The 14,477-nt window shown below is 55.9% G+C and carries 24 protein-coding genes; 6 read left to right on the top strand and 18 right to left on the bottom strand.

Features of this window, described 5'->3' with window-relative positions:
* Nucleotides 1–9 precede the first annotated feature (9 nt).
* Genes FY550_RS14680 through FY550_RS14650 form a run of 7 tightly spaced genes read right to left on the bottom strand, consistent with a single transcriptional unit; the run spans nucleotide 10 to nucleotide 3,719 of the window.
* On the bottom strand, nucleotides 10–1,962 hold the full coding sequence (locus FY550_RS14680) for a replication endonuclease (RefSeq protein WP_149054630.1): 1,953 nt from the start codon (nucleotides 1,960–1,962) through the stop codon (nucleotides 10–12).
* On the bottom strand, nucleotides 1,959–2,414 hold the full coding sequence (locus tag FY550_RS14675; protein WP_139148684.1) for a hypothetical protein: 456 nt from the start codon (nucleotides 2,412–2,414) through the stop codon (nucleotides 1,959–1,961). Before FY550_RS14675 ends, FY550_RS14680 begins: the two co-directional genes overlap by 4 nt.
* 11 nt (nucleotides 2,415–2,425) lie before the next feature.
* On the bottom strand, nucleotides 2,426–2,761 hold the full coding sequence (locus FY550_RS14670) for a hypothetical protein (RefSeq protein WP_070978044.1): 336 nt from the start codon (nucleotides 2,759–2,761) through the stop codon (nucleotides 2,426–2,428).
* Nucleotides 2,749–2,979, bottom strand: a complete 231-nt coding sequence (locus tag FY550_RS14665) for a hypothetical protein (RefSeq protein WP_070978045.1) — start codon at nucleotides 2,977–2,979, stop codon at nucleotides 2,749–2,751. The genes FY550_RS14670 and FY550_RS14665 overlap by 13 nt, the downstream gene beginning before the upstream one ends.
* Nucleotides 2,976–3,239: an ogr/Delta-like zinc finger family protein gene (locus tag FY550_RS17270; RefSeq protein ID WP_407657389.1), complete on the bottom strand. Its 264-nt coding sequence runs from the start codon at nucleotides 3,237–3,239 to the stop codon at nucleotides 2,976–2,978. Before FY550_RS17270 ends, FY550_RS14665 begins: the two co-directional genes overlap by 4 nt.
* Before the next feature lie 26 nt (nucleotides 3,240–3,265).
* Nucleotides 3,266–3,451, bottom strand: coding sequence for a hypothetical protein (locus FY550_RS14655; protein WP_070978047.1), 186 nt, complete (start codon nucleotides 3,449–3,451; stop codon nucleotides 3,266–3,268).
* Nucleotides 3,452–3,491: 40 nt separating this feature from the next.
* A complete protein-coding gene (locus tag FY550_RS14650; RefSeq protein ID WP_070978048.1) occupies nucleotides 3,492–3,719 on the bottom strand; it encodes a hypothetical protein in 228 nt (75 codons plus the stop codon).
* 82 nt (nucleotides 3,720–3,801) lie between these two features.
* Here FY550_RS14650 and FY550_RS14645 point away from each other — a divergent pair, with 82 nt between their 5' ends.
* Complete coding sequence (locus FY550_RS14645) at nucleotides 3,802–4,281, top strand: hypothetical protein (RefSeq protein ID WP_070978049.1); 480 nt, start codon at nucleotides 3,802–3,804, stop codon at nucleotides 4,279–4,281.
* Here the strand turns inward: FY550_RS14645 and FY550_RS14640 are convergent, their stop codons facing one another.
* Complete coding sequence (locus tag FY550_RS14640) at nucleotides 4,282–4,491, bottom strand: hypothetical protein (RefSeq protein ID WP_070978050.1); 210 nt, start codon at nucleotides 4,489–4,491, stop codon at nucleotides 4,282–4,284.
* A 107-nt stretch (nucleotides 4,492–4,598) separates the two neighbouring features.
* Between FY550_RS14640 and FY550_RS14635 the strand changes: the two genes are divergently transcribed.
* The 5 genes from FY550_RS14635 to FY550_RS14615 all read left to right on the top strand — a co-directional run bounded on the left by FY550_RS14635 (nucleotide 4,599) and on the right by FY550_RS14615 (nucleotide 8,420).
* Nucleotides 4,599–5,258 carry a helix-turn-helix domain-containing protein gene (locus FY550_RS14635; protein WP_168169314.1) on the top strand — a complete coding sequence of 220 codons (660 nt, stop codon included), beginning with the start codon at nucleotides 4,599–4,601 and terminating at the stop codon, nucleotides 5,256–5,258.
* Nucleotides 5,259–5,267: 9 nt separating this feature from the next.
* The gene (locus FY550_RS14630) at nucleotides 5,268–6,374 is read left to right on the top strand and encodes a DUF4238 domain-containing protein (protein WP_084388081.1); all 1,107 of its coding nucleotides are present in this window, start codon (nucleotides 5,268–5,270) and stop codon (nucleotides 6,372–6,374) included.
* 399 nt (nucleotides 6,375–6,773) lie between these two features.
* The gene (locus tag FY550_RS14625; RefSeq protein WP_070978053.1) at nucleotides 6,774–7,109 is read left to right on the top strand and encodes a hypothetical protein; all 336 of its coding nucleotides are present in this window, start codon (nucleotides 6,774–6,776) and stop codon (nucleotides 7,107–7,109) included.
* A gap of 9 nt (nucleotides 7,110–7,118) precedes the next feature.
* Nucleotides 7,119–7,445 (top strand): hypothetical protein, encoded by a 327-nt coding sequence (locus tag FY550_RS14620; RefSeq protein WP_070978054.1) that lies wholly within the window; start codon nucleotides 7,119–7,121, stop codon nucleotides 7,443–7,445.
* A 486-nt stretch (nucleotides 7,446–7,931) separates the two neighbouring features.
* The gene (locus FY550_RS14615; RefSeq protein WP_070978055.1) at nucleotides 7,932–8,420 is read left to right on the top strand and encodes a hypothetical protein; all 489 of its coding nucleotides are present in this window, start codon (nucleotides 7,932–7,934) and stop codon (nucleotides 8,418–8,420) included.
* Here the strand turns inward: FY550_RS14615 and FY550_RS14610 are convergent.
* The 10 genes from FY550_RS14610 to FY550_RS14565 form a co-directional block, all read right to left on the bottom strand.
* A complete protein-coding gene (locus FY550_RS14610; RefSeq protein WP_070978056.1) occupies nucleotides 8,406–8,678 on the bottom strand; it encodes a hypothetical protein in 273 nt (90 codons plus the stop codon). The two genes, FY550_RS14615 and FY550_RS14610, sit on opposite strands and share 15 nt — an antisense overlap.
* Before the next feature lie 274 nt (nucleotides 8,679–8,952).
* Nucleotides 8,953–9,198: an ArsR/SmtB family transcription factor gene (locus FY550_RS14605; RefSeq protein ID WP_267902467.1), complete on the bottom strand. Its 246-nt coding sequence runs from the start codon at nucleotides 9,196–9,198 to the stop codon at nucleotides 8,953–8,955.
* Nucleotides 9,199–9,369: 171 nt separating this feature from the next.
* The gene (locus FY550_RS14600) at nucleotides 9,370–9,810 is read right to left on the bottom strand and encodes a thermonuclease family protein (protein ID WP_149054629.1); all 441 of its coding nucleotides are present in this window, start codon (nucleotides 9,808–9,810) and stop codon (nucleotides 9,370–9,372) included.
* A gap of 50 nt (nucleotides 9,811–9,860) precedes the next feature.
* Complete coding sequence (locus FY550_RS14595; protein ID WP_070978058.1) at nucleotides 9,861–11,150, bottom strand: Y-family DNA polymerase; 1,290 nt, start codon at nucleotides 11,148–11,150, stop codon at nucleotides 9,861–9,863.
* Complete coding sequence (locus tag FY550_RS14590) at nucleotides 11,147–11,596, bottom strand: LexA family protein (protein ID WP_070978219.1); 450 nt, start codon at nucleotides 11,594–11,596, stop codon at nucleotides 11,147–11,149. Before FY550_RS14590 ends, FY550_RS14595 begins: the two co-directional genes overlap by 4 nt.
* On the bottom strand, nucleotides 11,596–11,787 hold the full coding sequence (locus FY550_RS14585) for a hypothetical protein (protein WP_070978059.1): 192 nt from the start codon (nucleotides 11,785–11,787) through the stop codon (nucleotides 11,596–11,598). Before FY550_RS14585 ends, FY550_RS14590 begins: the two co-directional genes overlap by 1 nt.
* A 254-nt stretch (nucleotides 11,788–12,041) precedes the next feature.
* A complete protein-coding gene (locus FY550_RS14580; protein WP_070978060.1) occupies nucleotides 12,042–12,539 on the bottom strand; it encodes a hypothetical protein in 498 nt (165 codons plus the stop codon).
* Nucleotides 12,540–12,605: 66 nt separating this feature from the next.
* Nucleotides 12,606–13,622: a contractile injection system protein, VgrG/Pvc8 family gene (locus FY550_RS14575; RefSeq protein ID WP_070978061.1), complete on the bottom strand. Its 1,017-nt coding sequence runs from the start codon at nucleotides 13,620–13,622 to the stop codon at nucleotides 12,606–12,608.
* Nucleotides 13,622–14,065 (bottom strand): phage tail protein, encoded by a 444-nt coding sequence (locus tag FY550_RS14570; RefSeq protein WP_070978062.1) that lies wholly within the window; start codon nucleotides 14,063–14,065, stop codon nucleotides 13,622–13,624. Before FY550_RS14570 ends, FY550_RS14575 begins: the two co-directional genes overlap by 1 nt.
* Nucleotides 14,066–14,171: 106 nt before the next feature.
* Nucleotides 14,172–14,411, bottom strand: coding sequence for a hypothetical protein (locus FY550_RS14565; RefSeq protein WP_149054628.1), 240 nt, complete (start codon nucleotides 14,409–14,411; stop codon nucleotides 14,172–14,174).
* Between the last annotated feature and the right edge of the window lie 66 nt (nucleotides 14,412–14,477).

The raw sequence follows: 14,477 nt of genomic DNA, 5'->3' as shown, positions 1-14,477 counted from the left end.
GGTTATGGGTCATGCCAGCTCGGGCGGCATGTATTCATCGGGCAGCAATACCGCCTCGCTCGGCGGTGGAGCGAGCAATCGGGCCAGCGCATCGCGGACCCGGTCGATTTCTTCCTGCTCCGCTTCGATCTCCGCTCGAACCTCGGGGCGGGATCGCCATTCCTGATAGTGCTTTTTCTGCTGTTCGGCGGTCTGCGGGTCGGGCTGTCGGGGGGTGATGTCGATCCCCGTACAGTTATTCACACGAGTCCAAGGGTCGGCGGCTGCGCCGCCTCCATATGAACCCCGCTGGCTGAAGTCATACGCGCTGTTGCGCGCCTTCGGCCGCATGGTCCAGCTGTAAAACCGGGTCAGGTACTCGGCACCTTTCACCAACAGGCCATAGGTCACCTCGACCCGATCCCCATAGCTGCCTCGGGCGAACGGGATTTCCTGATCGCAGCGCTCAGCATCCGTGCCGGTGGCCATGCGCCACTCGCGCCACGGCCGCACGGGCTGATCGGCACGCGGCGTCAGCGGCCCACCCATCAGTCGCAGGAACTGATCCCACGCCCCGGCGTTGCACGCGGTGCGCACCTGAGCCATGAACTCGCGGATCTTGCGGCCGGGGTTGGTGGCGTCCTCCCACGCGGCCAGCTGCTGGGCCTGCTGCTCGGTCAGGCGGCGAACCTCGCGCCACACAGTCACGCTCGGCAGCCCGACGAACTGGAACTGCCGGATGCCCCACACTGCAGCCCATGCCTCGACGCGCGGCGCACTGCTTTTCATGTCGCGGCCATACTCGTCGGCCTCGACAAACTGCTGGCCGTTGACGTTTTTCGAGATGTACTTGGCGACGTAGCCCGCGGCGGTGCCTTTCGAGTAGTCGATCAGCTTGGCCTGGAAGCGATTGGCCTCGGCGCCGGGCTCGTCCGGCGAATCCTGCAGGGCGTAGTCACGCATGACGGTCTCGACCTGATCGACATGGTCGGGCTGCATCCACATCAGCAGGTGCCAGTGCGGGGTGCCGTCGTGGTGTGGCTCGGCCACGCGCACGCCGTAGATGCCGATGTCCTCGCGGGCGAGAGCGGAGCGGATACGCGCCCAGAGATTGGTCAGATAGCGCTGGGCATCGCGTGGCGAGTACCCGTCATAAACCGGATTACGCGTGCAGCTCTTGGCCCGCACCGGGTGAAACCGCGACGGGCAGGTGAGGGTATAGAACACGCCGATGTGACCCAGCCGGCGCGCCTCGGTTTCGGTCTCGCGAATGCGGAGCATCAGCTCGGCACGGCGGTGATCCGGGTTTGCCAGCCCCAATTCGGAGAGTTCGGCCAGCGTGTAGTACTGGCCGTGCTGGTTGATCGCCTCGATGGCCTCCAGCAGGGCATGATTGCGTGCTTTCTGCGCCTTGCGACGCTCCACCGTGGTATTCGAGCAGTAGATGCCGGCCCGGCGATGGACGTTGCCGATCTCGCGCTCCAGCTGCTCCAGCCGGCGACCGGCCAGCACGCGCAGCTTGCGGCGCCACCACTTGGCATCCTCAAGTCGCGCCAGCTGGGCGCGGATGGTCGACTTGTTATCGGGCGGATCGATTTCGTGGATCTCGACGCGCTCCAGCCCGAGGCGCAGCGCTTCTTCTGCCGCATCCAGCTCACTACCCCCGGAACGGGTGGCCTTGGCGATCAGTTCATCATGCGAACGCTTGATGGCCAGCGACTGCGCCTCGGCGTGGTTGCGGATGCCCTCGTCGTCATGGGTGACCCGAAACGGGCCGACGTGCAACTGCTTGCAGGTCTTGCGCAACCAGCGGTTGCCGGCGGCGTTGCCATCACGACGGGCGATGGCCAGAAAGCCCTCTGCCAGTCGCTCGGCATAATGCGGGTAGCGGTCGAACACATATTTCTGGCGCCACTGTTGGCAGCTCAGGTGACGATGGTCACCCGGCGCACCATAGGCGCGGGATTGCTCGATTGCGTTCATCGGGTCTGCTCGATCAGTTGCAGATAGTGCATTGCGGCGGCGGTATCGCCCTGGGCGAGGGCGTGCCGAGCACTGGCGGCAAGCGTCTGAGACGGGTGGGGGCCTTCCGGCTCCATCCGGTCGCGCAGGCGATTGGCGTAAGTGCTCATGCGGTGGATTGCGGCGCGAATGGCCTCGCGTGCCTGCGGTCTCATCCACTCCATCGGGCAGTGGGTGAGATCGGCCACGATGCGATCCGCCGTGCGCTCGTCCGGGTCGATCTCATTGAGCGGGCGCAGCGGCACCAGATGCTGAGCCGCCGAACGTAATACCAGCTGACGTTCGGCAGGCTGCAGCTCGTCCCACAGCTCGATCAGATCCAGATCCTCGGTGCGGCGATGCAGCTCGGCACGCACGGCGAGAAACTCGTCGCGAGGATCGTGCTGCTGATGGATCGCGTGAACCGTGGCCATGGCCATCGTGCTCACTGCGCAGCCGGTTCAACGGCGCGACGCACTGCCGACTCGCTCTCCGCGAAGCGCAGCAGATCGCCGACCGTCATGGCGATGGGGTCGCGGCCCGGGCGACGGATGACCACGACATGAGATGTGGTCGAATCGACATCGACCCACGCCGGGCGATTGAGTCCTTCCAGCTCCGCCATGGCCTGCACGGCGAGCAGGCCGGCCGCTTCACGGCTCATGTCGTGTTCATGCATCAGGTGCGAGGTGCAGCGATTGATCGCATCACGGCGCTGGATCTGGCGCGGCAGGCGCAGCAGGTAAGCGGTGGCCGCGTTGTCCTGACTCAGAACGCCCATGTGGCACCTCCAAGACGCTCGGCGTTGATACGGTCGAAGGCATAACCGGCATGGGCCAGTGCTTCGTCTTCGCGCAGGTGATAGCCGATGGCGAGATGCTGGCCGCATTCCTCGACCAGCTGGTGCGGCATGCGCCGGTTCGGATTGGCGCGGATGTACTTCTCCGCTTCTTCCTGTGCGCTGTCGTTCGGGTCGATCTGGTAGTTCGGGTCGATCATGATTCGTCCCTCCGAAACATGTCTTCAGGTGGTTTGGGTTGTTTGAAAGTCCAGGGCACATGCTTGGCAAGCTGCCCCTGATACGCCGGGTTCGGCATGCCGCTGGGTACGGTGGTCTCGGTGACGACGTACTCGCCCTTGCCACACCACCCGCACAGCGGGTTCTGGCATTGCAGGTACGCGACCCGATAATCGGCGTGCAGCGTTTTCGAGGTACGTACCCGACAAGGGCCAAGGCAGTGCGGGCATTCCCATCGCATTGGCATCAATGGCTCCTGTACTGGCATCAGCGTCTCCCGATGGCTCGCGGGCCGCGTGGCAGGGCAATGCGCCCCGTGCCCTTGCGAATCCATCCCCGCAATGCCACTTCTGCAGCCTGATCGAGGTTTTCCAGCCCCTGCTGTTGGCGTACGGCTTCCAGCATTCGGCGGTCTTCCTCGGTCGTGAAAATCTCGGAATATCGAACGGTCATGGGCACCTCTGGAGGTCCTGAAATGGCTTCCCGGCGTGCCTCAATGGAGCTTCGCGATCGGCTGCACTTCGATCATGCTGACGGCATCGAACTCCTGAACGCTGGAAACACCGAGCATGTCCATGGCCCCACGCATCACCATTTCCCGCATCAGCGTTGCCTTCTCGACGCCGGTGTAAGCGGCCAGTGCCTCGATCAGGTTGTCCTCGAACTCATCGAGGTTGATGCCGGTGCGATGCGCCTTGAGGCGGCGAGTGTCCTGATACATGGAAATGTCCTTATTCAGGCTTTTGGTTCTTTTGATCAGCGGTATGCTGACGAGCGGATGAAAAAGACCGGGAGTCAGTGTTATGGCCACGCTGGAAAGCGTTCAGAGCGCGCTCAACATCGCGAATACGCTCATGGAGCTCTGTAAAACCGGCAGCCCGGCTGCGCGAGTTGCCGAACTCCGGGAGGCGCTGCTCGATGTCAAGGACAAGAGCCTCGACCTGCAGCAGGAAAGACAGGCGCTGGAACACAAGGTCATGGAGCTTGAAGATCAGCTCAGAGAGTACGAACGCTTTGATCTCGAGCAGGCGGATTACGAAGACCACGCCTTTCCTTCCGGGGCCTGGGTGGTTATCGAAAAGCCGATTGCCCAGCGAATGCGCAGCGCCGGCGATTCGGTTCTCCAACCGAAATACTTTTGCCAAGCCTGTTTTGAGCGGAGAAAGCGCTCGATACTCCAGCCGGAGGCGAAGTCGCAGCCACGCAAGGTCTTCATGTGCCATCTCTGTAATCTCTCAATCCCCTATGACCAACCGCCCCGGATGACGGTCGAGATTTACTGATCAGGCGTCGGTTTGTTCAGCCCGATACGCGGCCATGCCCTTGAGCAACAGCACGCGCGCGGTAGCGGAGAGAGATCTCATTTCGAGACCGGCGATGGCCTTTACCTCTTCGCGCTCATCGGGTTTCAGCGCGAGGCCGATCACGGGGGCGTTGCAACCGCGTGGGGAGTTGGAGACACGCCCGGGAGTGGTGGGGGCCTGAACACTCATCGTGTATGATTCCTTCAAGATTTGATTGACACCCTAAAGCCTAAGCCCAATTTTGATTTATGTAAATCATTTTGGGATAGGAAATGGCTATAGAGAGCCCATTCCTGATGAGCGACGCCCAATTTGAGCCTAATTTCCTGAACAGATTGATGTCTGTGTGTGGTGTGGAGCAGGACCGGGATCTCGCCATTGAGCTGGGAGTGCCTACGAGTACCGTCAGCAATTGGCGATCCCGAGGCAATATCCCTATCAAGCAATGTATCCGTATCGCAAAAGAGAAAGGTGTGAGCCTGGATTGGCTCATTTTGGGAGACAGGGTGAGCTCAGAATTCGAATCGCTCACTTCTCCTGTCGAGGGATATACCCCGGTACCGATCTACGATATCGAAGCCGCCGCTGGCGACGGCCGGTTATTCGAGGTCGAGAACATCGAGACTTCGCTCTACTTCGATACCGAACAGCTCAAGCATGACGGCCTCGATCCGATAAAGCTGGTAGGGGTCCGTGTGCGCGGTGATTCGATGGATACCACGTTGCAGGATGGTGATCGGGTGCTGGTCGATTGCAGCAGCAAGAAACCGGACGGCGTGTTCCTGCTACGAATGGACGATGGCTTGCGGATCAAACGCGTGCAGCGTGTGGCCGGTGGGGCATACATGCTGATCAGCGACAACAGCCGGTATCAACCTGAGATGATCAAGCCCGAGGAGATGGGTGGATTGGAGATCATCGGGGAGTGCCGGGTAAGGATTGGACGGATTAGTTGAGACTGTTAAATGCCAAGCAAAAAAAAACAACATTTTGTTCCGCAGTTTTATTTAAAAAATTTTTCTAAAGATGGGTCTACTATAGGGTTATTTAATATCTCGCAGAGGAAGAAGGTGAGGTCTGCCCCTTTAAAAAGTCAATGCTATAAAAAATATTTTTACGGGAGAGATCCCACAATTGAGAATGTTTTGTCTGAATTTGAGTCGGCAATTTCTTCTATTTTCAGAAAGGTTTTGTCTGTAGAAAAATTCCCTAGTGGGTTTCCTGCTGCGACGCCTAAGTTACATTTTCGGCTTTGCCTATTCGCGTTGACTCAGCATTTTAGAACAGAGCATATGGTAAGTTCGTTAAATGAAGTGACGTCGGGACTAGCTAGAACAGTTGCAAAATTACATCTTGAAAGATTTAATGACTCGGACTTGAATCCGGAAGATTTGGATAATGTCTCGGCTAAGATAGACCATGTCTCAATTCTTGCCGTTGCGCTGGCGTTCAATAATTATTTAATGTTGCAAGATCTCAAGATATGCCTCTTGAAAAGTGTTACAGAAGAAAAATTCATAACGAGCGATAATCCAGTTGTTTTGTACAACCAGCTTTTTGAGGGTGTTGGTGGGTTTCCCAAAACTGCTCTTGGACAAAAAGGGCTTCAAATATTTATTCCGATTTCGCCTAGGATGGTCATCCTCTTTTATGATTCTAGTACTTATGAAAGCAGATTCAAGAAAAATGGTAGTGTGCCGCTCGGTGCGGCTGATGTGAGATGTGTGAATAAACTGCAATGGGCGTCTGCGCTAGAAAATATTTATTTTCGTGCTGAAGAAGCTCCAGATGCTGATTTTCCATCTGATGTGTCGTCCCTAAGAAGAGAAAATCTTACTAGGAAAAATGAGATGGAAGCGTCCGATAAGCGAGCGCGTTTAGTAATTACATCTCGAAATGACATTGAAATCGGTTTGAGGTTGAATTTCTTAAAGGTTAGAAAGGAAGCAGTAAATTGGGTTGAGGTTAATCGAAGGAAGGTTTCGAGATTGCCAGTTCTTTATAGAAGTAAAGAGTTGGAGAGGTTGGATAGAGAATTAAGAGATGATTTTCATAGAATGATGCACGATTGATTATACTGGTTAAATATTTGTGTCCGCTTCTTGGTATTCCCGAGTTTGAAAAGCTGAGTATGCCTCAGTCTTCACCAAGTTGCTTTGCCGTCTATCTCCATGAAAGCGCAGGTATTAAAGGTCCTATAATAGAAGGCGATATTTTGGTAGTGAATGAATCCCTCACGCCCGGGCACGGCGATCTGGTCGTGGCTGAGGTGGAGGGCTTCCAGCAGCTTTATCGCCTGTGGCGCCCTAGTGCCCGGTGGCGGCTGCTACCGGGGTAGACGGGTATTTTCTTCGCTATCGTCAAACTTTTTCGTTAAGCCTTCCCTTTATCAGTGTTTCTGGCAGAAGCCCTCAAGAACGGTACAAAGCGGCCGTTTTTTACTAATGTCATAACACTCAAGGGAACCCATCATGTCTGAAGCCACTGCTTCTCTTGCCTCCCGCGCCCCGGTCAAAGCGACCTGGATTGTAATGCTGGTCGCGTGGATCTGCTTTCTTGTGCCTGTCCCCGGTCTGGGCATGTTTGTCGGTTGGCCGCTCAATCTGGTCGCGTTCATTACCGCGATCGTGGTGATCACCCGTGGTCGTACTGGTGCCGGGATCACACAGATCGTCTGTACCCTGATCGTCTCCCCTGCCATCTATTTCATTGGACTCGCCATTTTCAGCGCCATGGTTGCCAGTCCGCATCATTCAGGTACCCAAGTCGGCATGGTGTTGCCCATGTTGCAGCACGCTATCGATTGAGGAGGCGATATGCGACGTATCATCAGTGTTTCACTACTGATGCTGGTTTCGGGTGCTGTCCATGCCGAGGACCTGCCGCATTTTGATGTGGAGGCCTACTGTAAGCAGGTTTCCAGCGTGGGCGGCTCCAGCAATGCGATCTACAACAGCTGCATCGATATGCAGCAGGACGCTTACGATGTTTTGAAAAGCAGCTGGGCAGATGTGCCTGCAAAAACACAGGACTACTGTCAGCAGGTGGCCAGTGTTGGTGGGTCCAGCTATTCGATCCTGAAAAGCTGTATCGAAATGGAAACCGACGCGGCCAGCAACAGGAAGTCCTTTCAATTCAATTGATCCTGGTAGGCTTCAGCCGCTCCCATAGGAGCGGCTTTCTTGCTCCTGAAGTTTGATCAGACAACCTGAATTATCGTATATGTATATACGTACAGTATTTGGGTGACGATTGTGATGCGTGTGGAGTATGTCGGTCCGCTGAGTGAGGGCGTTAATCATCCGGAGATGAGCTGTTTCAACATCAAAGCATTCCCTGAGACTTGCTACCTGGTCTCAGTGCACGAAGGCGCGGGTGTGACTGGTCCGTTGATTGAGGGGGATATGCTGATTGTCGATGAAGCACGCTCCCCTGGTCACGGAGATCTTGTGATCGTCGACATTGAGGGAGAACAGCGCTTAGTACAGGTTTGGCGTCCTGGCTGGCGAGTGCGACCGTATTGCCGCCAAGGTGAATCATTGCCGGCATGCGCAGAACGGTTGCGGGGGGTAGTGATCAGTCAGACGAGGCGGTATGTTTTTTAAAACTAAACAATTCAGGTTGAACTGATGTCACGTTTCATTGATATTCTTGCACTATCAATAGCTATATTAGCTTTAGTCGTATCGATATACCAATCGAGACAAAATAATTACTTTCAAAGGCTGGAGTTTTATCAGAATATTGGGATTAAGCAAAGCGAGATAGAAATAAAGAATAGCGATCTTGTTGATGTTCGAGAACAGATAGAGTCAAAGCTCCTTGGTTATAGAGAAATGGCTTGTAAGGATGAGCAAAGAGAGATGGTTGGTTTGTGGTTAAAAAGGTTTAGGCGGTTATATGAGTCAACTGTTTCTAATGGAAGGTTGCAGAAAACTAAAGAGGGTTATAAAGAGATAAGAGATTCGGTGGATGTTGAAAAATTGTTGGCTTTGAACGAGCAAGTCGAAAGCTTGAGAGTTTCTGTTACTAAAATCCTTCATAGTTCTAAAGCTTTTCAGCGGTCTCTTGTCCCTTTAGGGGATTATATCAGGAGCGCTTGTTTATATGATAAGTGATATGTGTTTGTATATGCGGTAGTAAGTGGGTTTAATAGCGCGATGGTTGGCCGAGATAGCATCTATCTCTTTCCTTAGGCATCTTTTCTGCTTCGGGGAAAGCTTATGGCAAACACCTTTACGTTCAGAATGCTTCCCTCTTAGATATTTTTCTATTTCCTCTTTTATTGTTTCTTCAGATTCGCTCTGCGCCTCCATCGTTTTTATTATTTTTTGGATTTCTGTTATATATTTTTTAATTTCTTCAGTGTCGCTCATTTTATCCTCGTTTGATTTTTGACTAGATGTTTTCTCGCTTGGGTGCGTTGTTGAACTGAGTTTTTAACTCCTTTGGTCTGAATAAATCTTGGTTGTGTTACCAATATTGAGGAGAATATTTATCTGTTGAAAGTCTCGCCGGGTCTGCCAGCTCTGTTTTCCTCAGGATCTTTGGATGTTACGAAAAGACTGAAGGCGGGATGCCCTCATTTAATGCTGCAATTTATCATCTAAGTCAAACGCTAGTTGATTTTAATGCTCGGCAATAAAAGGGTTAACCAAATAGGCTTTTCAGCGACCGCAGCAGGGTGAGCACCTCGTCGCCCTTGATCGAGTAGTAGATCCGCTGTGAATCCCGCCGGGTCTGTACCAGATCCGCATCCCGTAATACCTTCAGATGCTGTGATAGTGCTGACTGGGTCAGGTCGATCCGTTTATTCAGCTCGCTCACCATGATCTCGTCTTCGGAAGCGATAATTTTTAGCATCCTCAGCCTGACCGAACTGCCACAAGCCTTCATGACTTCCGCTGCGCGGTCATGTCCATCGTTACTAGCGTCTGGGGTTAGGGGGCGTACTGCACTTACCGAGCACATGGTCATCGCTCCTTGATGATGCGTGATGCCTGATATATCGGCAGAGACCGGGATAGCATGAGCGGCCCTGCTTCGCTGGTACTTGTTAGCTGGGATCTACTCGCACCACGGGTTGGTTTTATGCCCGCCGCCGTACGGTACGCCCAGGCCGGCATCGATCAGCATCTGGCCCAGATCTCGACCGTCGATCATGACATTGGCCACCAAGCGGAAGTATTTGCCGCGATCAAGATGCTCCAAACGGATCCTTTCAGCGTCACGGAGGTGGGCGACGGTAAATTGCTTGGCTTGCCGTGCGGCCTGCTTTTCGGCGTCGCATTCGGCCCGAATCTCGGGAGTATCGACACCGGCGACCCGGATCGGGGCACGGTGTCCAATGATGTCCGGCCATGGTTCACCGTTGGGGCCTGCGAGATCGGCGCGGAAGGTATCGCCATCGTAGATGCTGGTGACCTGCTGGACGGTGGCCGAGCCGTAGTCGTCAGCCTGGGCAATGAGGGGAAGAGTGGTCAGTATCAGGAGGATCAGGTAGCGCATGGGTAATGCTTGGACAAAGATGTGTATCAGCACTGGTTAAAGTGCTCTTGTCATAGTTTGACTGTAGGCAGTTCTTCCCACCTTGTCGTCCATCGATTCGAGCGGTAGTTACTGCGCAGCTGCCACGCCGCTTCCTGTCGCTGCATGCCTACGGTTACCGTACCACGGCCATAGTTGCGATTGAGCTGATCGAGCGTGGCCATTAGCTTGTCGCTGCGTTGCCGTTCGGCGTCGGATTGTGATGATTCGAAGATACCGAGCTGCTGGTTACCGCGGCCGATCAAATCCATCAGCTGGGCGCCGCACTTTTGGTATCGATAGCCCTTGCGCCAGATGCGTTCCAGCCCCTGCTGGGCAGCGCGCACGATCTCGAATGAGCTATCTGTTGGCCGGGGGAGGGCGATGGTGATCGCGTCCTGGTGTTGGCGCAGATGCAGGGCGTGCTTGTTGGTCTTGAGCATCACCATCACGGCACTGGTGAGACTGCGCTGAGCGCGGAGCTTTTCGGCGCCGCGTGAGGCGTGAGCGCGCAGTGCTTCCTGAATCTCATGGTAGTCGCCGGTCATTCGGCCGAAGCTGCGTGAGGTCATGATCATCTTTTTAGATTCGTGCTCGTCGAGCATTTCGATACAGGGCGTGCCAGCGAGCTCAAGCGCGGTGCGTTCGATCACCACGGAGAAGTGGCTCCGGATCCATTTGGGATTGGCGCGGGCGAGATCCAGCGCGCTGTGGATTTTCAGTTGTGCCAGGCGTGCTTCGATGCGTCCGGCGATCCCCCAGATATCACCCACTGGCGTGCGCTCGAGCAGGGCGCGAGTCGCGGGGTCGTCCAGTCCGCCCAGCTGATGAACACCGCCTGTGGCTGCGTGGCGTTTGGCATAGTGATTGGCGAGTTTGGCGAGCGTGCGGGTAGGGGCGATGCCGACCGATACGGGAATGCCGGTCCAGCGGTGGACGGTGCGGCGCATCTTACGGCAGTAGTCAGTCAGCCCGGCCGGATCGAAGCCGCCGAAGCCGAGCCAGCTCTCGTCGATGCTGTAGGGTTCCACGTCCGGTGTGTGTTCGCGCAGGGTGGCCAGCACCCGGGCGCTGAGATCGCCGTAGAGCTCGTAGTTTGATGAGCGCAGTACCAAGCCGGCGCGGAACGCCTCGTGCGGGATGTGGTGAATCGGTGTGCCCATCTCGATGCCGAGGGCCTTCACTTCCTGCGAACGGGCAATCACGCAGCCGTCATTGTTGGAGAGCACGGCGACCGGCGCGCCTTGCAGGCGCGGTTCGAACACGCGCTCGCAGGAGGCGTAAAAGTTGTTGCAGTCGACGAGGGCAATCGGGCCTTTCATCGCCGTAGCGTGCGCAGCACGTTGGTGACGACGCCCCAGATCTGTACATCACGGTCGAGCAGGGGAATCGGGGCATAGCAGGTATTGGCGCTGTGCAGCGCTGGCCTGCCGCCTTTGGTGCGTAGCTCCTTCACGACCAGTTCGCCATCGACCACGGCAACCACGATATCGCCGTGTGTAGCGTCGAGGGAGCGATCGACCAGCAGGCGGTCGCCATTACAGATGCCCGAGCCATCCGCGCGGGACATCGAATCGCCCTGGGCGGTGAACATGAACGTGGCGGTGGGGTGCGGGATCAGCTGCTCATTAAGATCGATGGAGCCGCCATCGTAATCCTGTGCCGGGCTGGGGAAGCCGGCGAGCCCGGCGCGAACGTGAAAGATCGCCCAGGGGATGGAGCGCCGTGGCGGGTCGACGGTCATGGGGTGTTGGTCGATAAGGCGCATCACATCACTTCGCTCGGCCATGTCAGCGTGGCGGTGTCTTCATCGAGCCAGTCGACCAGGGTGGAGGGGTAGAGGGTCAGTTCTTCGAGCGTGTTGGTCCAGCGGTCAATCGAGATCCACGAGGGCCGATGCACGGTCATGGAGTGCAGGGGCGTGGCATCGAGGGTGAGTAGTTCCAGAGCGGGTTGCATGAGTGGATGTCCTGACGAATGTAACCAAACTGTATCTTTATACAGTATCGGCAAGCCAACAGGCTATCTGCAATCGCTGATTCAAGACCAATCGATGAGGGGAATGGTACGGGTAGGTAGGGGGTGGATCAGACTCAAGCTATATCAGCGTCGGCCGATATGGATCATGAATGTAAGGCACTCCACCTTCCTCGCTTGTTGCCCCAGCCATCCCCTTGGCCGGGGCTTTTTTGTTGTAGGCCGGTGTCAGGCACTTATTGCATTGCACCCATGATGTTTTTCATGGCTTCGAAGCGCTGGTCGAGATTTTGTTTGATGTGATCTCGAAACGTCTGGGTCATCTCAGAGGGGTATGGAGAAGTAAGCGCTTCGGTCATGCGGGCTGTACAAACATCAATATCGCCCTGCGAGTCCCAGGTGAAGTTGCCATTATCGATGGATTCGAGCACTTGTGTTCGAGCAGATTGTTCGAACTGAGCGTATTGCTGCTGATACTTCTGAAGATGGCTGAGGCTTTCTTCCTGGAACAGGACGAAAAATTCGTAAAGTGTGGCGCCATACATCATCGCTTTCGTGCGCTGCTCATTCAGGATGCCAGAGCTGTAGTTGCTGATTGCTATTCCGGTAATCTGCCCTTGGCAATTCGCCGCTGCTACGACATTTGGGTTGAGCTGCGTTATATCCTGGGGTTGAGAGTATGCGAGGGGGGACAGAAAAATAGTGCTTAATAGCAAAAAAGCCCGTTTCTTCATTTGAATAATTCTCCGATGGCCTTGAGGCATGCCCGTGTCTTTGAAAGGTCTATCGGCGAAGATGGTTTACTCTGAAGAATTCTGTATCTCGCACTTGATCCGTGTCCCATACCCACTGTCATCGAGCGAGTCTTCGACCTCGGTGATCAGCCAGTCCGTGCCGTCGATCTGCGATTTCCAGCCGCTGAGCGTGAGCGGCGTTTCTGGTATCAGGTCCGGGTGGCCGTGGGCGAGGGTGAGATCGAACGTGGCCGCGCCACGCTGGATGCGGCGCCATTCCGATTTCGCGGCTTCCATTGCGTCGGCCTCGCTGGCGTAGGTTTCGCGCAGCTCCTTGGATTTATCCTTCGCGCCGGCAATGACTTCCTTTCTCTCGGCACCTTTCGTGTCGTTCCAGTACGCCTTTACACCGGTGTAGCTGTCAGCGTCGCGGTCGGTACGGCTGAACCGGTGCTGGTCGCCATCGCGGCGGGTGAGGGTGGCGGCTGGCAAAGCGAGCCCGCTGGCTGTGAGTGCCTCGCCGACGAGCGTGAACAGCATGCGCTCGGACTTGATTGCGGCGATGGCGTCATAGCGCTTGCCCAGCCGAGTCAGGAAATTGAGGTCCGATTCGTCGGTCTGGTCGATGTGATCGATGCGGATACCGGAGAGCGTGTCGCCTACCACCGGGGAGAGTTCATGCCGGCCAGCGATGGTGTCGACGATCTCGCCCAGGGTGATGTCGTGCCATGACTGCGAGCGCTTGCCGGGCAGCAGGCTGCCCATGTCGGCGGCGCGTGCGCGGATGGTGAGCTGGTCCGGGCTGCCCGAATGGGTGATCTCGTCGACGGTGAACACGCCCCGGTCGATCAGGCCCTCATCCAGCCAGCCGATCGCGACCGAGAGCGTTGCGCCGCTGGGCGGAATATCGAGCAGGCCATCGTGATCGGTCAGACTGATATCGAGCTGATCCGCCTCCTGCCCGCGCTGGGAGCGGATGCGCAGATTGATCAGCCGGCCGTTAATACGCGGGGTGATGTCCTGCCCGGCGAGTGTGATGCGGTAGCCGGGGCGCCGGTAGGGGCGCTGCTGATTCGCGGCCATCAGGCATAGGCTCCCTGCAGCAGCGCGGCGCTGTAGAGTGTGAGATCGCCGAGGCGGTCGGTCTGATTGTCGTCGACATGCTCGAGCGTCAGAGAAAACTCGATTTTTGCCGCCGCGCCATCGCGAAACAGCGTGCTCGATGTCTCATCGACACCCGTAACGACCCACAAGCCGTACTGCCGGCCGCTGCCCTCGACCAGCGGCCATGCCTTGCCCTGGTCGGCCATGTCCCGAATCTGGTCGAGATCCACGCGGCCGCCGGTCAGCTCCGGATAGAGCGTGCCCGAAAGGGTAATGGTATCGGCGCCCTGGCCGATAAACTGATATGCGGGACGGTCTCCCACACGCGACTGCGAGGCATGGCGCCACTCGGTGCGGCGCTGGAGTTGCTGGTAGGGGACCGTACTTGTCTCAAATACGAACATTCCAAGGGCCATGAGCATAGGAGTCACCAGTGGGGAAAAAGAAATTAACTAAACAGGAAAAGGAGTTCTTATTTGGGTGCTTGTCTGCGTATTTTCTTGGTTTTACCGCAACAATTGGTTTTGGTTACTCTTTGGGGTGGAGCCAGCTTTTCAACTCTCTTAGAAATATAGACACCTCTGGCTTGCTTACTTTTTCAGGTGTTGCAATTGCTTTGGGTGTGAACTCAGCAGGAAGTCGAAGGTATAAAGGGGTGATTTTCTCCTTCGGGTTCATAATGGCTTTAGCACAATTGCTTGCATCAATGATGCCTGCCCAACCATCAGGCCTTCTTTTATGGAATGGACATCCTAAAAATCTTGCCATTGTGGGATTTCCGACCTTTTTCTTTGGTGGACTGTTTGCAATGTTCGTAGCATGTGTTCTGACCTT

This window comes from Kushneria phosphatilytica, assembly GCF_008247605.1.
GTDB classification, from domain to species: Bacteria; Pseudomonadota; Gammaproteobacteria; order Pseudomonadales; family Halomonadaceae; genus Kushneria; species Kushneria phosphatilytica.
Note: the sequence above shows the minus strand (reverse complement) of the source record. Positions and strands in the feature narration are given on the sequence as shown.